Source organism: Paenibacillus sp. Marseille-Q9583 (genome assembly GCF_976954365.1).
On record NZ_CDRJTB010000010.1, the window covers coordinates 21,871 to 37,459 of the forward strand.

Here is a 15,589-nt window from a genome sequence, read left to right on the forward strand (position 1 = left end):
ACTTGAAAAAGGAACAAGTTCAAGATGCTAATGAATTCAAAGATGATTTGATAAATGAGGAACCTGAGGCTGATGTAGCTTCGGAAACCGACTCATTTACGGCAGAAGAAATTAGTGAAGGTGCTTCAGACACAGGTTCGGAGGTAAAACGTCTGCAGGATCTCGCTGATGAATATCAAGGACGTGCGCTGCGTGCGCAGGCTGATTTCGATAACTTCCGTCGTCGTACTCAGAAGGAGAAAGAAGAGTTGGCTCAATATGCCACCTCCAAGCTCGTGACTGAATTGCTTTCAGTACTGGACAATTTTGAGCGTGCTTTAGTAACTACTCCTAGCAACCAAGAATCCGAAGCTTTCGTGAAGGGTGTTAATATGATTTTCCGTCAGCTAGATGGGGTATTGAAGTCCGAGGGACTTACGGCTATGGAAACAGTAGGACAGCCTTTTAATCCTGAATACCATCAGGCTATTATGCAGGTGGAGAGCGAGGAGTACGAAGAGGGTATCGTAACGGAAGAGGTCCAAAAGGGATACCTCCTGAAAGATAAAGTCCTTCGTCCTGCTATGGTCAAAGTCAGCATGTAATCTGTATATATAGGACGGGCAGTATCTGTCCACCATCGGTACCAATCGAATTTTTTAAATATTTCATTATTTTATTGAGCGAATGCTCCATATACCTTTAGAGGAGGCAAATTATTGTGAGTAAAGTTATCGGTATTGACTTAGGAACCACGAACTCTTGCGTTGCCGTAATGGAAGGCGGCGAAGCCGTTGTAATTCCAAACCCAGAGGGCGCACGTACAACCCCTTCGGTGGTAGGTTTTAAGAAAGACGGCGAGCGTATCGTCGGTGAAACAGCTAAACGCCAAGCAATTACTAACCCTGATCGTACGATCAGCTCTGTTAAACGTCACATGGGTACTAACCATAAAGAAAGCATCGATGGTAAAGACTATTCCCCACAAGAAATTTCAGCAATGATTCTTCAAAAGCTGAAATCCGATGCAGAAGCATATCTTGGCCAAACTGTTACTCAAGCAGTTATCACAGTTCCTGCTTATTTCAATGACAGCCAACGTCAAGCTACTAAAGATGCAGGTAAAATTGCAGGCTTGGAAGTTTTGCGTATTGTGAATGAGCCAACAGCTGCAGCTTTGGCATATGGTCTGGAGAAATCCGAAGATCAAACTATCCTTGTCTATGACCTTGGTGGCGGTACGTTCGACGTATCTATCCTTGAACTGGGCGATGGATTCTTTGAAGTAAAAGCTACAAGCGGCGACAATAAACTTGGTGGCGATGACTTTGACCAAGTGGTTATGGATTATCTGGTATCCGAATTTAAGAAAGAGCAAGGCATTGATCTGAGCAAAGATAAATCTGCTGTACAACGTTTGAAAGATGCAGCTGAAAAAGCGAAGAAAGAATTGTCGGGCGTACTGACAACTACTATTTCTCTTCCGTTCATCACTGTAGTTGACGGAGTACCTCAGCATTTGGAGATCAACTTGACTCGTGCGAAGTTTGATGAGCTTACTGCTGGTCTAGTAGAACGTACTTTGGGACCAACTCGTCAAGCATTGTCTGATGCTGGCATGACGCCTGCAGACCTTACCAGAATCGTTCTGGTTGGTGGTTCTACACGTATTCCTGCTGTACAAGATGCAATTAAGAAGCTTACAGGTAAAGATCCACACAAAGGTGTGAATCCGGATGAAGTTGTAGCTCTTGGTGCTGCTGTTCAAGCGGGTGTATTGACTGGTGATGTTAAGGACGTTGTATTGCTCGACGTAACTCCGCTTTCCCTCGGTATCGAAACTGCAGGCGGCGTGTTCACGAAGATGATCGAGCGTAACACTACAATTCCTACAAGTAAATCCCAAGTATTCTCGACCTTTGCTGACAACCAACCTAGCGTTGAGATTCACGTGCTACAAGGTGAGCGCCAAATGGCGAATGGCAACAAAACATTGGGACGCTTCATGCTGAACGAGATTCCACCAGCACCACGTGGCGTACCACAAATCGAAGTTTCTTTCGATATTGATGCCAACGGTATCGTGAATGTGTCTGCAACTGATAAAGGCACTAACAAGAGCCAAAAGATCACTATCACTTCTTCCAGCGGTCTGAGCGACGCAGAAGTAGAACAAATGATGAAGGATGCCGAGCTTCACGCTGAGGAAGACCGTAAGCGTAAAGAATTGGTAGAAGCGAAGAACAGCGCTGACCAACTCGTGTATTCCACTGAGAAAGTGATCAAAGATCTTGGTGATAAAGCTGATGCTTCCGAAGTTGAAAAAGCAAACGAAGCTAAAGATAAAGTGAAAGCAGCACTTGAAACTGACAATCTTGAAGAAATCAATGCAGCTACAGAAGCATTGACTGAGATTGTACAACAGTTGTCCATGAAGCTGTACGAACAAGCTGCTCAAGCAGAGCAAGGTGCTGAAGGTGGCGCTGGAGCTGCTGAAGGCGCTCCTAAGAAAGACAATGTAGTTGACGCTGATTATGAGGTTGTTGACGAAGATAAGAATCAAGGGTAACCTTAAACGATAAGTGTATAGGGCGTAACTGATAAATTCTTATATAGTTAAGAAGGGAAGGTCAAAACCGGGTCATCCCGTGTTTTGACTTTCCTTTTGTAATATCAGTTTGCACACTCTTCGCGAATGCGCCTTCTGATATTGTAAGAATAAACATCTGCTGGAACTGGATGGTCAGATCCTGGGGTTTTATCGTATAATGGTTTCTTTGACAGGTAATTAGGAATTTGAGTATGTAATGTACGGAGGTGAAAGCAGTGGCAGATAAACGCGATTATTATGAAGTGCTTGGCCTCAGTAGAGATGCTTCAGACGACGAGGTGAAGAAAGCGTACCGGAAATTGGCGCGCCAGTATCACCCAGACGTGAATAAAGCAGATGACGCTGAAGCTAAGTTTAAAGAAGTAAAAGAAGCTTACGATGTTCTTAGCGACGGACAACAGCGAGCTAGATATGACCAATATGGCCATATTGATCCTAACCAAGGTATGGGCGGCTTCGGAGGCGGCGGTGGCGACTTCGGAGGATTAGGCGATATCTTTGATATGTTCTTTGGCGGCGGCGGACGTCGTGATCCTAACGCACCACAGCGTGGTGGGGATTTGCAGTATACGATGACCATTGAATTCAAGGAAGCGGTATTCGGTAAAGAAACTGATATCACTATTCCACGTACGGAAACTTGCGATACCTGCTACGGCTCCGGGGCTAAACCGGGTACTAAACCAGAGACTTGTTCCACTTGTCATGGTAGTGGGCAACAGGAATTTGTACAGAATACACCACTTGGACAGATGCGTAATCGTCGTCCATGTTCGCATTGCAGTGGTACAGGTAAGATTATTAAGGAAAAATGTACGACTTGTAGCGGACAGGGTAAAGTTAAGAAGCAGCGTAAGATTCATGTACGCATTCCTGCCGGTGTCGATGACGGTGCGCAGCTGCGCATGACTGGCGAAGGCGAGGGCGGCTTACGCGGTGGTCCTGCTGGAGACTTGTATATTGTCATCCGTGTCAAATCGCATGATTTCTTCGTACGTGAGAACGATGATATTATGTGCGAGGTTCCACTTACGTTTGCACAGGCCGCACTTGGCGATGAGATTGAGATTCCTACCTTAACGGAAAAAGTGAAGCTGAAGATTCCTGCGGGAACGCAGACCGGTACTTTCTTCCGCCTTAAAGGTAAAGGTGTTCCACGTCTACGTGGATCTGGCCAAGGTGACCAGCATGTTAGAGTCATTGTTGTGACACCTAGCAAGCTGAATGATGAGCAAAAAGATTTGTTGCGACAGTTCGCCTCTCTAAATGGAGAAAACACACATGAGCATGAGCAATCTTTCTTTGATCGTGTGAAGCGTGCGTTCCGCGGGGACTGATATTTCTAACTTCATTAATCGACTAATTGAATAAAAGCTGTTCCGATGCAGGATATGCATTGGAACAGCTTTTTTATCATTCAACTAGATGTTGTTCGAAGAACGTAGGTCCTCAAGCACACGGCTCAGAATTGTTGCTGCTTGTGCACGAGTCAGTGTACCTTGTGGATTGAAGCTGTCCGCAGTAACACCTTTGAGATAACCTTTGGTTACAGCATAGGCTACAGCGTTGCGTGCCTCCGCAGCGATGTTATCCGCATCCTTAAAGCTTAAAGGTGTCTTGGCTACTGTAAGATCAGCACCAAGAGCCTTAGCGATGATAAGAGCTGCTTCCTCGCGAGTCAGCACATCACGAGATCCACTTTCTTTGATGCGAATACTCCAAGTGTCACCTTTTCCAAGTAGACGGTCGAAGAGTGTTAGAAGCTCTGCCTGATTTAAAGTGTCAGCAGGCTTAAAGCTGCCATCGGCTCCTTTGCCGGCAATGATACCATGTGAAGCAAGGACTTCGATATCGGTTTGAGCCCAGTGTGTGCCAATATCTTTAAAGCTTATTTTTCGGGATGCTGCACTGTAAGAACCGTCACCAGTAACGTTAAACTGTAGAATCCCTTCTTTAGAGATAGAGCCAGGTTGTAGATAGGACCATTTATGATCCTTTGATTCTACATAAGCGGCAGTCTTTCGTGCATCATGAAGACTGCTGGCCTTTAGATTAAGCTGAAGGATGATCGGCTTTCCAGTTGTCCAACCATTTTTGATATTGAGAATGGAAGAACCGATATTTATTGCAGCCGAGCTACCTGCTAAGACTGCTGTGTTACCCGCATCTGTCAGACTAATCGTAAGGGTCAAACCAGTGCTGTTGATGAAATCCGGCAGTGTTGCGGCTGGAATAAGTACATTGAACCCATTACCGTTTAAGCGGAGTGCATTCTCCGATTTCTTTAACTGCTCGGCTTGGGCCGGGGTAAGAGAAATAACAACTTGGCTATATTTATTGAAGCTTACATCGCTAAGATCAAGAACAGAAGTTTTATCTTTTGCATTCTGGATCGAATTGGCTAATGCAGTGTCTAAGATGTTGAACACCGCTGAAGGCTTGCCACCTGCTGGATCTGCAGTCTCTACTAGCTTCCCAGATTTCAATGCGATTCCAGAAGCGGGAGCATTGGTTGCTGTTGGTACATACGAATCAGGTGATGGAGTTGGTGTTGGCTTCGGTGTTTCAGGTGTTTTAACACTTACGCTTACCGTTCTCACACCAGATGGGATTGTTGATGTTGTAGCATCATTCCAGATCTGCACATCATACAGCTCGAGGGAATAGGCTCCTTCTTCTGTAGGTTTGAAGGTTATTTTGCCTAGTGAGCCTGAGCCGTGATAAGCTCCACCTGACAGATTAACACTATACTGTGTCAGTTTACGGCCGTCTTCTAGATCATAGGTTTGTGAGAATTCTGTAAGTGGAACACCAGAGAAATTCTCCTCTTGATACGTAGCCAGTTGTACGCTTGGCTGGATCGCCGGTGCTTCAAGAGAACCATCGTAAATGACAGCGAATGAAGCCCCATAGACGCCATAAACCTCATCTGTCACGGAATACCCAAGATCAACGGTTACTGGTTGTCCCACATCAATGGTGGCTGCTGATAGAGACGGAGTTACATTGAAAATACCATCTCCTGTGCTATAAAGCAGTCGCTGAGCATAATCATCGTCGTCCGCGCCGTTACCTACTTTATCAACCACATAGATTTTGTACTCATTAAGCCCCTCGTTAACAGGAACGTCAATGGAAAAAGCACCGTTATTTGCAATCACACCGCCAAATTTATAAGTATTCCCATCATAATGTTTACCTTCGGCGTACACGGTAAACCAGTTTCCAATAGGTTGTGTATTAGAAATATAATAGGCCATTAGATCATCATCAATAAAACCGCTGATTTGAGCCGCACCAGGATCAGTTGGCGCTTCACGTTCATACTCCTCAAGTGTGATGCCGGAAACTAATGGCTTCTCGGTATCAATTGTGAACTCGGTCTTTTGATTCTCGAGCATTTGCCCATTAGGAAGCACAGGAGTGATGTAGTAATGGCCATCTGCTAAAGTGGACTTGGCGGAGGTCTCCAGGTCTGTTAACGTTCCATCCCAATTTGTAATCTCGTACACGCCACGATAGACCTTTTCATCAATAGAATAAACTTCACCTAAAACTGTCGCAGGAGCATCTATTGGAGAGGCTACGAAATTTATGCCATCCAGTTCTTCATTGACAGAGAAGGTAAAGGTGGTGTCGTCTGAGCGTCCATCACCATTAGGAGAAATCTGTGGACTTTCAAAAGAAAGTTGATTAACAGGCTCTAAATTGAATTTATCCCCAACAAGTGCATTAAAGGGAAGACGAAGAGTTTCTGTATCAGAGGTTAGGAACAGGATACCTTCATATGCTCCCACTTTTGCAGTGTCAGATACCTTCAGTGTGAATTGTGCATAATGATCTACGCCTGAAGTAATGCTTTTTGGTGCAATATTAATGCTAATGTCACCAGGCGCTTCTGTAAGCCATTCGGTGGAAAGAGTATAGGTTGATTCATTCCCATTAAAGTCTTCCACATAGACTGATTTCGTTACACTAGCTCCTTTTGGGAGCAGGCCGAAGGACAAGGAACCTGTGTAATAAGGGATTTCTACAGTCCCAGGAAGGCCGCTAATTAAGCTCTCTCCGACTTTAGCGATGGATTTAGCGTTTACCGATTTCTCCAGATTAATTAAACCTGCACCTTGTTGATACAGTGAGTAAGGATTCCCATCACGGTTAAAGATAGGATCAGCATTGTTCATCAGCAGTGCTTTAATTTCATTTGGCTTAAGATCAGAGTATTCACTCAGTAGCAAAGCCACAGCTCCTACAACATGTGGGGTTGCCATACTGGTGCCGCTTTTTAAGCCATAAGCATGTTCGTAATTCCCATCCCAGCTAGGAATTGTGGAGTTGATATTTACTCCAGGAGCTACAACATCAGGTTTGATTAGATAATCCGGCATCCCCGGACCCATAGAGCTGAAGTTTGCTAACTGATTTACTTCAAGCCCTATATAGTAACTGATGATATCTTTAGCAGCATCCAATTGAGCTTTTATCTTTTTGCCATCTGCTTGAGTAATTCCGTAGGTAGGAATGTAAATCCCGGGCGCACCGAGGGTTGGAGTGATTTCACCAGCAGCATTATTGGCAATTAGGACAAGCTTGGCTCCAGCTGCTTTGGCATTTAGAGATTTATCTCCGAAGCTCAGCACACCTCGATCGACGAGGACTACCTTATCTTTGACGTCCAAATTTGTGTAATCGGAAGGACTGCCAAGACCAGCGTAAACGATCTTACTGCCAGCAATATTATCAACTAAGTCTGGGGAGTAAGTTGCTAATGTCCCTGGAATTTTTTTAACATCGCCAATATCAAAGAATGGGGTATTCACTGGGGTAGTAGAAGCACCTACACTAAGTGCAAGTTGAGATCCAGCAGGTTCGCCTAATGTTCCTACATCCGGTCCAGCGTTACCGGCGGCAACAACAACATTTACGCCCGACTTTATGGCGTTGTCTATCGCGATTGAACTTGCGGAATAGCTTTGGTTGACATCAGAGCCCAGGGAGAGGTTAATGATATCGGCTCCATCAGCGACCGCTTTCTCAATACCCGCGATTACAACCGCTGTTGGACCGGAACCGTAAGGGCCAAGTACGCGATACGCGTACAAATCCACCTCAGGTGCAACATCCAATATTGTACCGGCTACATGAGTGCCATGCGAAGTTTCATATGGGCTACCATTTTTTGGAGGGAAGTTGGCATCAGGAGGTGTTTCTGACGGATCATTATCCTGATCATAGGCATCGTAACCGCCCTTATAATTATCCTTTAATAAAGGGTGATTTTTATCGATGCCGGTATCGACAACGGCTACCTTTACTCCTTCTCCTGTGTAACCTAATGCATGTAGTGTATCCGCGCCTATAAGATTACCACTGTCTGAATAGGAACGTGTAATTGGCAAAGTGGCTACCTCAACACTGTCTGCTAACGCATGTACTTCATCATTTGGATAAACAGCTACAACGCCCGGAAGCTCTAGCAGCTTGTTTACTTGATTGGCTGGCAACGTAATGGAATACCCGTTAAAAATTTCACTGTATTCTAAACCGATGTCGGCATCGATTTTCTGCGCAGAGGAAATAAAGCTTTTATGCTCTGAGATAATTTTACTGCGTTGTAAGGAGACTGAGGATCGTAAAGAAGAAGTTTTAGCCTCATTTTCATACACACTGACTGGTTTATTAGTTAATTCCACGATCACGGATACTGGTGCTGAACCTTTAAGCACACCCGCGTAGTTATGAGGGGTCACACTTTGAGACTGTACATTATTAGCTAGGTTAGTTGATGTTTCAAGGGATGAGTTCGCAAATGCAGCGGATGGAAAAAGGACAGAAACAGCCAGTCCGAAGCTCGCCGCCCCAATACCAAATTTTTGAATAGAGTGTTTAAAGGTACGTTTCAAATAAGTTCATCCTCCCAAATGAATTTTTATATTGCAGTGTGTATCTGTAGTTCTCCTCCTCAGCGTAAAATGTAAAAAATTATGAAAATTAAATTTATTCTACAGCTATAACTCCAAATCGAATATACAACTTTAGCACTATATTGCTGGGAAGCGTCGAGGAAAATGTCGAATTCCCAGTAAATAAGTGGAGTATGAGAAAAAAAGGGCATAAAAGAAGTGAAATGAAGACAATATAAAGGAATGCAACAGATATCTGAATTTCAAGCGAGAGCGGGGATAAGATGTCGGAAAGATCTATTTTGGCTTATTTTAAAAGTCCTGAAGAAGCGGAGGGTGTTGCTCGTAAGCTCCGTGCACTTCGGGCCATTGAAATTTCCGTTGATCGCTTCAGTAGATATGGAGGCACGAGCTTTAGCTCAGGGGTAAACCCAGTGACAGGCAATGTTGCCAGAATGGACTCCATGACTGCTGAGCGTGCACACACAGGCATACTAGCTGCTGCTGATACCAGCGCCAGTGGGATGAGTCATGGCGGAGATGGAGGACCGACGGGTAGAGATATTTTACTTACGGTGATCTTGAATTCGGAGTCCCATGATCAAGCATTACGCTTAATTGAAGAAGCAGGCGGGATGATTTGAATAATAATTTTCTTAATAAGAAGGGAGACGATCGATACTATGGATAGAGAGAACTCGCAAATATTCTCAAAGACCGAGAAGATGAAAATGCTGTACGAGGCGAAGGCAGAGGACGTAGAGTTTTCAGCAGCGGAGGCAGATCTGGAGGATATCGAAGCCCAGGCCCGGGCTCAAGAAGCAGACAAACGTCAGCTGCATGAAATTATGAAAAAAGAATAGATGCTAAAAGCTAAAGCAGATACCTCACATTGTGGGGTATTTTTGCGTTCTGGTGTGTATAATTAAGAGAATAGCCCAAGCAGGGGGGAAGAATATGGACAACGTTATTTTATGGATAGGTTTAGCACTGCTTATCGCATTCTTAACTTTTATGAATCAGAAGCAACTGTACTCTTCAAAAGTAAAACAGGCCTACCATGAGCTACGGGAGCTGACTGAAAAAGTTCGGTTGGATCGATCTGAGGCAAGCGATTTATATCGTTGGGAAGTAGAATTAGCCGAGATGGAGAAACACCCGAACGAACTTAATAAACTGGATGCTGAAATTGGGCTTCGCCAGGCCTTTGTGATGTATTTGGAACGGCATTGTCCTCTGGATGTAAGACTTCCAAGTTTAAAGGAGGCTGCTGCCCATCAGAAGGATTCAGTATGGGGAATCAAAGTGGGAGATTACGGATCCAAGAAATAAGGATCTGTACATATAAGAGGCTAAGTTTGCTGGACCGGTTGGTATGAGCAGTGAGGCTCATGGCTAATTGGAAACTTCAGACGGATGAACATAAGGGATTGCTTCTAAGTTTTAATGGGAACTGGTTCGAACCTTGGCTGGAATTGCAGCTGGGGTTTTTGTGGTTAAAAATAATTACGGAAAAACTCCCTGTATTTTTCTCCAGGCGCCTGAAAATGTGAGCTTTTAGGGAGAATCTCCCTAAAATAACTCTTAAAACTAGAAAAAGGCTTGATTTTTTAAGATTATAGGGAGTATTTCCCTAAAAAAGAGATAAATCTTCGATATTTGTGTATTTATAGGGAGGTTTTCCCTAATTATCATCACTTAAAAGTATTTCAGGGATCAATCTATTAGAAATGAGCAATACTCGCTCGCCATTGGCCTTTTTTAACAACAAAGTTTTATAAATTTAATAAGAATCATGTATTTCTCTCTATGTGATAAGAGCGTATAATTGTTCAGATATACTTCATGATGACGCGACGAGTAACTTATAGATATCCAGGAGGAATTATTATATGGGAATGGTACACTCTCAGGGAGTTACCGATGAGCTTGTTGTCCGATCTTTAGAAAAAAATTTAGCGATTATAAGGTTTGATCTTGATCGACGAGTGGCTTATGTGAATGACGTTTTTGCTAGTTCGATGGGGTATAACAAAGAAGAGATGTATGGGATGCATCATAAAGAGTTTTGCTTTCCTCACTTTGTAAATAGCCCGGGCTATGAGCTGTTCTGGCAGGATCTTTTTTCAGGAAAAAGTGTACAGGATAAGATCGAACGAATGGATGCAAAAGGAAATGCGGTATGGCTGGAAGCTACATATATGCCTGTCTTTGATGAAAATCATGAACAGGTCATTGGCGTATCTAAGATAGCGACTAATATCACGGATCGACAAAATAACATGAGTGTTGTGGTACAGCGGATGCAAGAGATGTCGGACGGCTTAAATCATAGAGCCGAGAAAGGCATTGAACGTAGTCAAGAACTATTGCTGAGTATCGATAAAATAGCCGAAGTATCCATTGAAAATACACAGACTCTAGCTAATCTGGAGACACAAGCGGTATCGATTCAGGGAATTGTACAAACGATTCGTAACATTGCATCGCAAACGCAACTGTTAGCGCTTAACGCAGCAATTGAAGCGGCACATGCCGGGGAGTTTGGGCGTGGTTTTGACGTGGTTGCAAAAGAAGTCAGGAAGCTATCTTCCATGGTGCAGGATTCGATCATTCAAGTGAAAGATAGTGTGGATGCCATTACGCTGGAAATCAATAAGATCTCCAAAGGAACAAACCAGGTGCAAGAAAATATAGAAGCTAGTCAACAGCAGATTCAAATAGCCTTAGATGATTTCAATAATATTTCTTCCTCAGCCCAGGACTTAGATACACAAGCACGAGAGGTTATGAATATCATTTAATTTCTGTATGCTGTTAGCGTGAATATAAAGGAAAGCCAGTTCTCAGATTTATGGGGAGTGGCTTTTTGTGTTGCGAGTATAATTGCTATCTTTCATCTGTTATTACTAGCATCGATAGTTTATGCTCAGAAAAACGAACCTTTTCCAGAGATTGGTTGTCATATAGATATCACGGATAAGAAAGGAGGGAGAAAGATTTGGAGACTAATCGGGAATTATTCGAAGCCTACAACAAGGATGTATATCGGACTTGCTACTATATGGTGCATGACGCGGCGGATGCGGAGGACTTGACGCAGGATGTGTTCATTACCGTATTTCACACGAATCGTGAGAACGTAGAGCATTTGAAGGCTTGGATTATGAAAATAACGGTCAACCATTGCCTGAATCATTTGAAACGGAAGCGTACTTTACAACAAAAAATATCAGACAATCTTTATTTATTTAAGAAGTCTCCTGAAATCCCTGTAGAACGATTGATTGAGCAGCGGGAGACGACAATGGAATGGGCGAAATATTTGAGCCAGCTCCCAGTCAAACTTCGGATGGTAATTACGCTTAGGTACATGCATGATTTCAGCTTGGCTGAAGTATCGGACCTACTATCCATCCCGCTCGGGACGACCAAATCAAGGCTGCATAAAGGGCTAAAGGTATTGCGGAGAATTTTGCTGGAGGCTGGGGTTCAAATTGAACGGAAAGAGGGCGAATCTTATGAAAAAGTTGGAGAATATGCTGGAGCATCAGTTAAATGAGGGTCAAAGTGTAACATATCCTGATTTTGAAAGCATGTGGGAGAGAATTGAACATAAAAATACAACATCTTTTCACGCTCGGATGAGCAGTGGTAGCCAGAAACAGGGGAGAAACTGGAGCAAAATAGCACTTGTTTCATCGTTTTCAGTACTTCTAGCGGCGGCGCCAGTATATGCGGCAGTTCATTATAATTGGGATACAATGCTCCGTGAAAAAGGTGGTATTCAGGCGGCACTGGCACAAAACCTCGGTCAAAAGCTGGATCAATCGGTGACAAAGGACGGAGTGACGCTAAAACTACATACCGCCATCGTGGATGAGAATCGAACGGTCATCTTATTCACATTGGATGTTGGACAACGACAGGACAGTGAAACTTGGCGTGTGACTGAGATGACCCTGAAAGGTACTGAGGGGGGAAATAGTTCTGGAGAGTACAATTATCTGAACTGGGACGAAAAGAACCAAATTTATAACGGTTATTTCGAAAGTGAATGGACACCAGAGAAGGACACCGTGAATGTTCAGCTAGTTACAAATGATATTCAGGCTTTTAGTGTACAATCGTTAGATTTGCCGCTGGATATTCACTCGACGGAGACACAGAGCTTCCCTATTGGACAGGAGGGGATGCGCAGCATAGAGGTGAAGCCGTTTACCCAAGGTCAAGAGAAAATGTTATTCTCTTCATCGATCATTTTTGATCAGCCAGAAGCAAAAGAATGGGCCTATCCAAATATTGTCGGGTACAGAAATGAAACGCTCATAAATTCGCTGCCTGGAGGTACTTTCGGTACACCAGGAGAAAAAGGGGAGTATACAGCGCAGCAATACTTTAAGGCGGAGGATGTTTCCGGTGGTCAAACGACTTATCAGCTGCAATATATGAAGAAAGAAAAAGATGTTAATGGACCACTTTCATTCGATCTTCAATTAAGTAAAAAGCAGATGGAGAGCGGGACGATAAAAACCAGTCTAAATCTGCCGCTCGAGGCAGGTGAGACTGATTACACGCTGGAGAATATGATTGTGTCGCCTACTCAAATTCGAGTCACAGTTAGAAGTAAGGATATAGATAATGGCTTCCCTTATAAAAAGTATGCTCTTGAAGTAGCAGGCAAGACGCTTGAGGGGAATTTATGGAGATCTCCAGAGGGTGAGCCGGAGCTGACAGTGCTTCGTTTCGAACGGCCAGTCGACCTTGAAATTACGAAAGAGACTCCGATTACCTTTGTAGCTAAATATAAGGTGACTCAGCATGGCAGCTATAAAATTACCAATAATAACGATGACAAAATACCGCTTCTTTTAACGAACATCTCTCAAAAGAAACAGACGATTATCCAGCAACTCAACGGGTATCCGGTGAAGTGGACATACTATATGCAGGGATCCGATCTTTATGTAGAAACTGGAAGTGAAGATGCTCGCTTCGGCGGAATTAACCAGACACATATCGGGTTGGGAAAGGAGCGCATTCTAGGTAAACCGCTAACCGTCAATTTCGCGGGGGATGGAAACAACAAGGCCATTGATGTGTATAAGGATTTTAAAGGTACAGAAGCTACTATCTATATGTTCTACTATACAACTGATGATCCGGATAAAGAAACGAGAGTGCAGATCCAGTTATAAGAGTTAGAAGAAGCATAATTAATGGAAATAGAATAATTTTTTTAGGGGATGAACCTTGTGTTCTTCCCTTTTTTTCGTATACAGTGAGTAGACGTTGTAAAGGTTTAGCTATGAATAATTAAAGGAGGGGGAAATGATGGAAGTCACTCGCTGTGCTTGGGTCAATGATGATCCTCTATATATTGCCTATCATGATGAAGAGTGGGGAAAGCCTCTGTATGGTGACCAAAAGCTGTTTGAATTGCTTATGCTGGAAGGGATGCAGGCAGGGCTGAGCTGGTACACGGTACTAAAAAAACGGGCGCGTTTCAGAGAGGTATTTGACGGATTTGATCCGAATAAGATTGTCCATTATGATGAAGCCAAAATGGCAGAGCTAATGAGTGATCCAGGGATTATTAGAAATCGATTGAAAATTGATGCTATCATTCGTAATGCGGGTGTGTATTTGCGAATTTGCGAGGAATATGGCAGCTTTGCAGAGTATCTCTGGAGCTTTTTCGGAGGTGTGCCAACTATTAATCATTGGAAGACTCGTGCAGAAGTACCTGCTTCGACGGCTCAGTCTGATGAGATGAGTAAGGCATTAAAGAAGAAAGGCATGAAGTTTGTGGGTACTACAATATGTTATGCTTTTATGCAGGCATCGGGGATGGTGGATGATCATTCGCTCAACTGCTTTTGTAGGCGTAAAGAGGCGTCGCAGGTCGTTGAGCTGTAGTTTGGCGTTACACCAATAAGAAATGTTATACTATGAAGCGAATGCTTTCGAAGCGAGTTTTGCACGAAGTAAATCAATGAAGCAAATGCTCACAAAACTTTTAGGAGGATTACATAAAGATGTTATGGCATGAAGTGACGATACATACAACAGAAGAAGCACAGGAAATGATTTCGAATTTTTTATATGAAGCTGGTGCGGGTGGAGTTTCTATCGAGGAATCCGGCACACTGAATAAAGAACGGGATACACGTTACGGTGAATTGTACGACCAACCTTTGAATGATATTCCTGAAGGGGAAGCGGTCATAAAAGGGTATTATGCCGATTCCACAGATATGGATGCTGTTATAGAAGAATTGACTCCACGGGTAGCCGAATTGCATGAGTACGGGATTGATCCAGGCAAAGCGTTGATTTCTTGGAAGACTGTGGATGAAGACGAATGGGCGCATGCATGGAAGCAATATTTCAAACCGCTACGCGTATCCAAACGTCTTACCATTAAACCAACCTGGGAGAAATATACGCCTGAGAGTTTAGATGAAGCCATCATTGAGATCGACCCTGGCATGGCATTTGGTACTGGGACTCACCCTACAACAGCTCTGTGCCTCCGTGCACTTGAAAAGAATATTAGCGGCGGTGAAGAAGTTATCGATGTCGGCACCGGTTCAGGAATTTTGGCTGTAGGTGCGATGCTGCTAGGTGCAAAATCCGTATTGGCCTTAGATTTAGATCCGGTGGCTGTGGAAAGTGCACGGGAGAATGTAGCCCTTAACAAGCTTGAATCATCCATAACGGTAAAAGAGAGCGATCTTCTATCGCTGCTGGGCGGGGAAGGCGTAGCTGATACAGCGGCTGGAGAGATGTGGCCATCCGCTAGACCTGGTCACTCACTAGAAGGAGCCGTTCCTGCTAAGCAAGAGCAAGAAGGCAGCCTTGGCGTGACATTGCCTGTACAAATTGTAGTTGCGAATATTTTGGCGGAAATCATCGTATTGTTTACGGATGATGTGTACCGCGCGCTTCAGCCTGGAGGCCTCTACATTACCTCAGGTATATATAAAGATAAAGAAGGACTTGTAGCGAACGCGCTGAAAGCTTCTGGTTTTGAGATTATTGAAATATCCCGTGAGGAAGATTGGGTGGCGTTTACAGCCGGAAAGAGGTAAAG

At 43.8% G+C, this 15,589-nt stretch carries 12 protein-coding genes; 11 read left to right on the plus strand and 1 reads right to left on the minus strand.

Annotation, left to right across the window (positions count from 1 at the left end; all coding sequences use genetic code 11):
• Positions 1–2 precede the first annotated feature (2 nt).
• The 3 genes from grpE to dnaJ all read left to right on the plus strand — a co-directional run bounded on the left by grpE (position 3) and on the right by dnaJ (position 3,927).
• Positions 3–584: a nucleotide exchange factor GrpE gene (grpE, locus tag ACWNM1_RS07100; RefSeq protein WP_449600468.1), complete on the plus strand. Its 582-nt coding sequence runs from the start codon at positions 3–5 to the stop codon at positions 582–584.
• Positions 585–700: 116 nt separating this feature from the next.
• A complete protein-coding gene (gene dnaK, locus ACWNM1_RS07105; RefSeq protein WP_042130388.1) occupies positions 701–2,548 on the plus strand; it encodes a molecular chaperone DnaK in 1,848 nt (615 codons plus the stop codon).
• Positions 2,549–2,805: 257 nt separating this feature from the next.
• Complete coding sequence (gene dnaJ, locus ACWNM1_RS07110) at positions 2,806–3,927, plus strand: molecular chaperone DnaJ (RefSeq protein ID WP_042130386.1); 1,122 nt, start codon at positions 2,806–2,808, stop codon at positions 3,925–3,927.
• Positions 3,928–4,011: 84 nt separating this feature from the next.
• Here the strand turns inward: dnaJ and ACWNM1_RS07115 are convergent, their stop codons facing one another.
• Positions 4,012–8,493: a S8 family serine peptidase gene (locus ACWNM1_RS07115; protein ID WP_449600469.1), complete on the minus strand. Its 4,482-nt coding sequence runs from the start codon at positions 8,491–8,493 to the stop codon at positions 4,012–4,014.
• Positions 8,494–8,777: 284 nt separating this feature from the next.
• Here ACWNM1_RS07115 and ACWNM1_RS07120 point away from each other — a divergent pair, with 284 nt between their 5' ends.
• From ACWNM1_RS07120 to prmA, 8 genes are all read left to right on the plus strand, one after another.
• The gene (locus tag ACWNM1_RS07120; RefSeq protein ID WP_042190997.1) at positions 8,778–9,137 is read left to right on the plus strand and encodes a hypothetical protein; all 360 of its coding nucleotides are present in this window, start codon (positions 8,778–8,780) and stop codon (positions 9,135–9,137) included.
• Positions 9,138–9,176: 39 nt separating this feature from the next.
• Positions 9,177–9,356 (plus strand): YfhD family protein, encoded by a 180-nt coding sequence (locus ACWNM1_RS07125; RefSeq protein WP_449600470.1) that lies wholly within the window; start codon positions 9,177–9,179, stop codon positions 9,354–9,356.
• 94 nt (positions 9,357–9,450) lie between these two features.
• The gene (locus ACWNM1_RS07130) at positions 9,451–9,825 is read left to right on the plus strand and encodes a hypothetical protein (RefSeq protein WP_449600471.1); all 375 of its coding nucleotides are present in this window, start codon (positions 9,451–9,453) and stop codon (positions 9,823–9,825) included.
• A gap of 560 nt (positions 9,826–10,385) precedes the next feature.
• Positions 10,386–11,297, plus strand: coding sequence for a methyl-accepting chemotaxis protein (locus tag ACWNM1_RS07135; RefSeq protein ID WP_449600472.1), 912 nt, complete (start codon positions 10,386–10,388; stop codon positions 11,295–11,297).
• 197 nt (positions 11,298–11,494) lie between these two features.
• On the plus strand, positions 11,495–12,055 hold the full coding sequence (locus tag ACWNM1_RS07140; protein WP_076299677.1) for an RNA polymerase sigma factor: 561 nt from the start codon (positions 11,495–11,497) through the stop codon (positions 12,053–12,055).
• The gene (locus ACWNM1_RS07145) at positions 12,015–13,691 is read left to right on the plus strand and encodes a DUF4179 domain-containing protein (protein WP_449600473.1); all 1,677 of its coding nucleotides are present in this window, start codon (positions 12,015–12,017) and stop codon (positions 13,689–13,691) included. Before ACWNM1_RS07140 ends, ACWNM1_RS07145 begins: the two co-directional genes overlap by 41 nt.
• 136 nt (positions 13,692–13,827) lie before the next feature.
• Positions 13,828–14,412, plus strand: a complete 585-nt coding sequence (locus ACWNM1_RS07150) for a DNA-3-methyladenine glycosylase I (RefSeq protein WP_449600514.1) — start codon at positions 13,828–13,830, stop codon at positions 14,410–14,412.
• A 119-nt stretch (positions 14,413–14,531) separates the two neighbouring features.
• On the plus strand, positions 14,532–15,587 hold the full coding sequence (gene prmA / locus ACWNM1_RS07155; protein ID WP_449600474.1) for a 50S ribosomal protein L11 methyltransferase: 1,056 nt from the start codon (positions 14,532–14,534) through the stop codon (positions 15,585–15,587).
• Positions 15,588–15,589: the final 2 nt, after the last annotated feature.

Bases quoted from the DNA above. Each gene is read 5' to 3' on its own strand.
- ACWNM1_RS07150 (WP_449600514.1), top strand. From the start codon at position 13,828: ATGGAAGTCACTCGCTGTGCTTGGGTCAATGATGATCCTCTATATATT.
- ACWNM1_RS07120 (WP_042190997.1), top strand. From the start codon at position 8,778: ATGTCGGAAAGATCTATTTTGGCTTATTTTAAAAGTCCTGAAGAAGCG.
- ACWNM1_RS07130 (WP_449600471.1), top strand. From the start codon at position 9,451: ATGGACAACGTTATTTTATGGATAGGTTTAGCACTGCTTATCGCATTC.
- ACWNM1_RS07145 (WP_449600473.1), top strand. From the start codon at position 12,015: ATGAAAAAGTTGGAGAATATGCTGGAGCATCAGTTAAATGAGGGTCAA.
- prmA (WP_449600474.1), top strand. From the start codon at position 14,532: ATGTTATGGCATGAAGTGACGATACATACAACAGAAGAAGCACAGGAA.
- ACWNM1_RS07125 (WP_449600470.1), top strand. From the start codon at position 9,177: ATGGATAGAGAGAACTCGCAAATATTCTCAAAGACCGAGAAGATGAAA.
- ACWNM1_RS07135 (WP_449600472.1), top strand. From the start codon at position 10,386: ATGGGAATGGTACACTCTCAGGGAGTTACCGATGAGCTTGTTGTCCGA.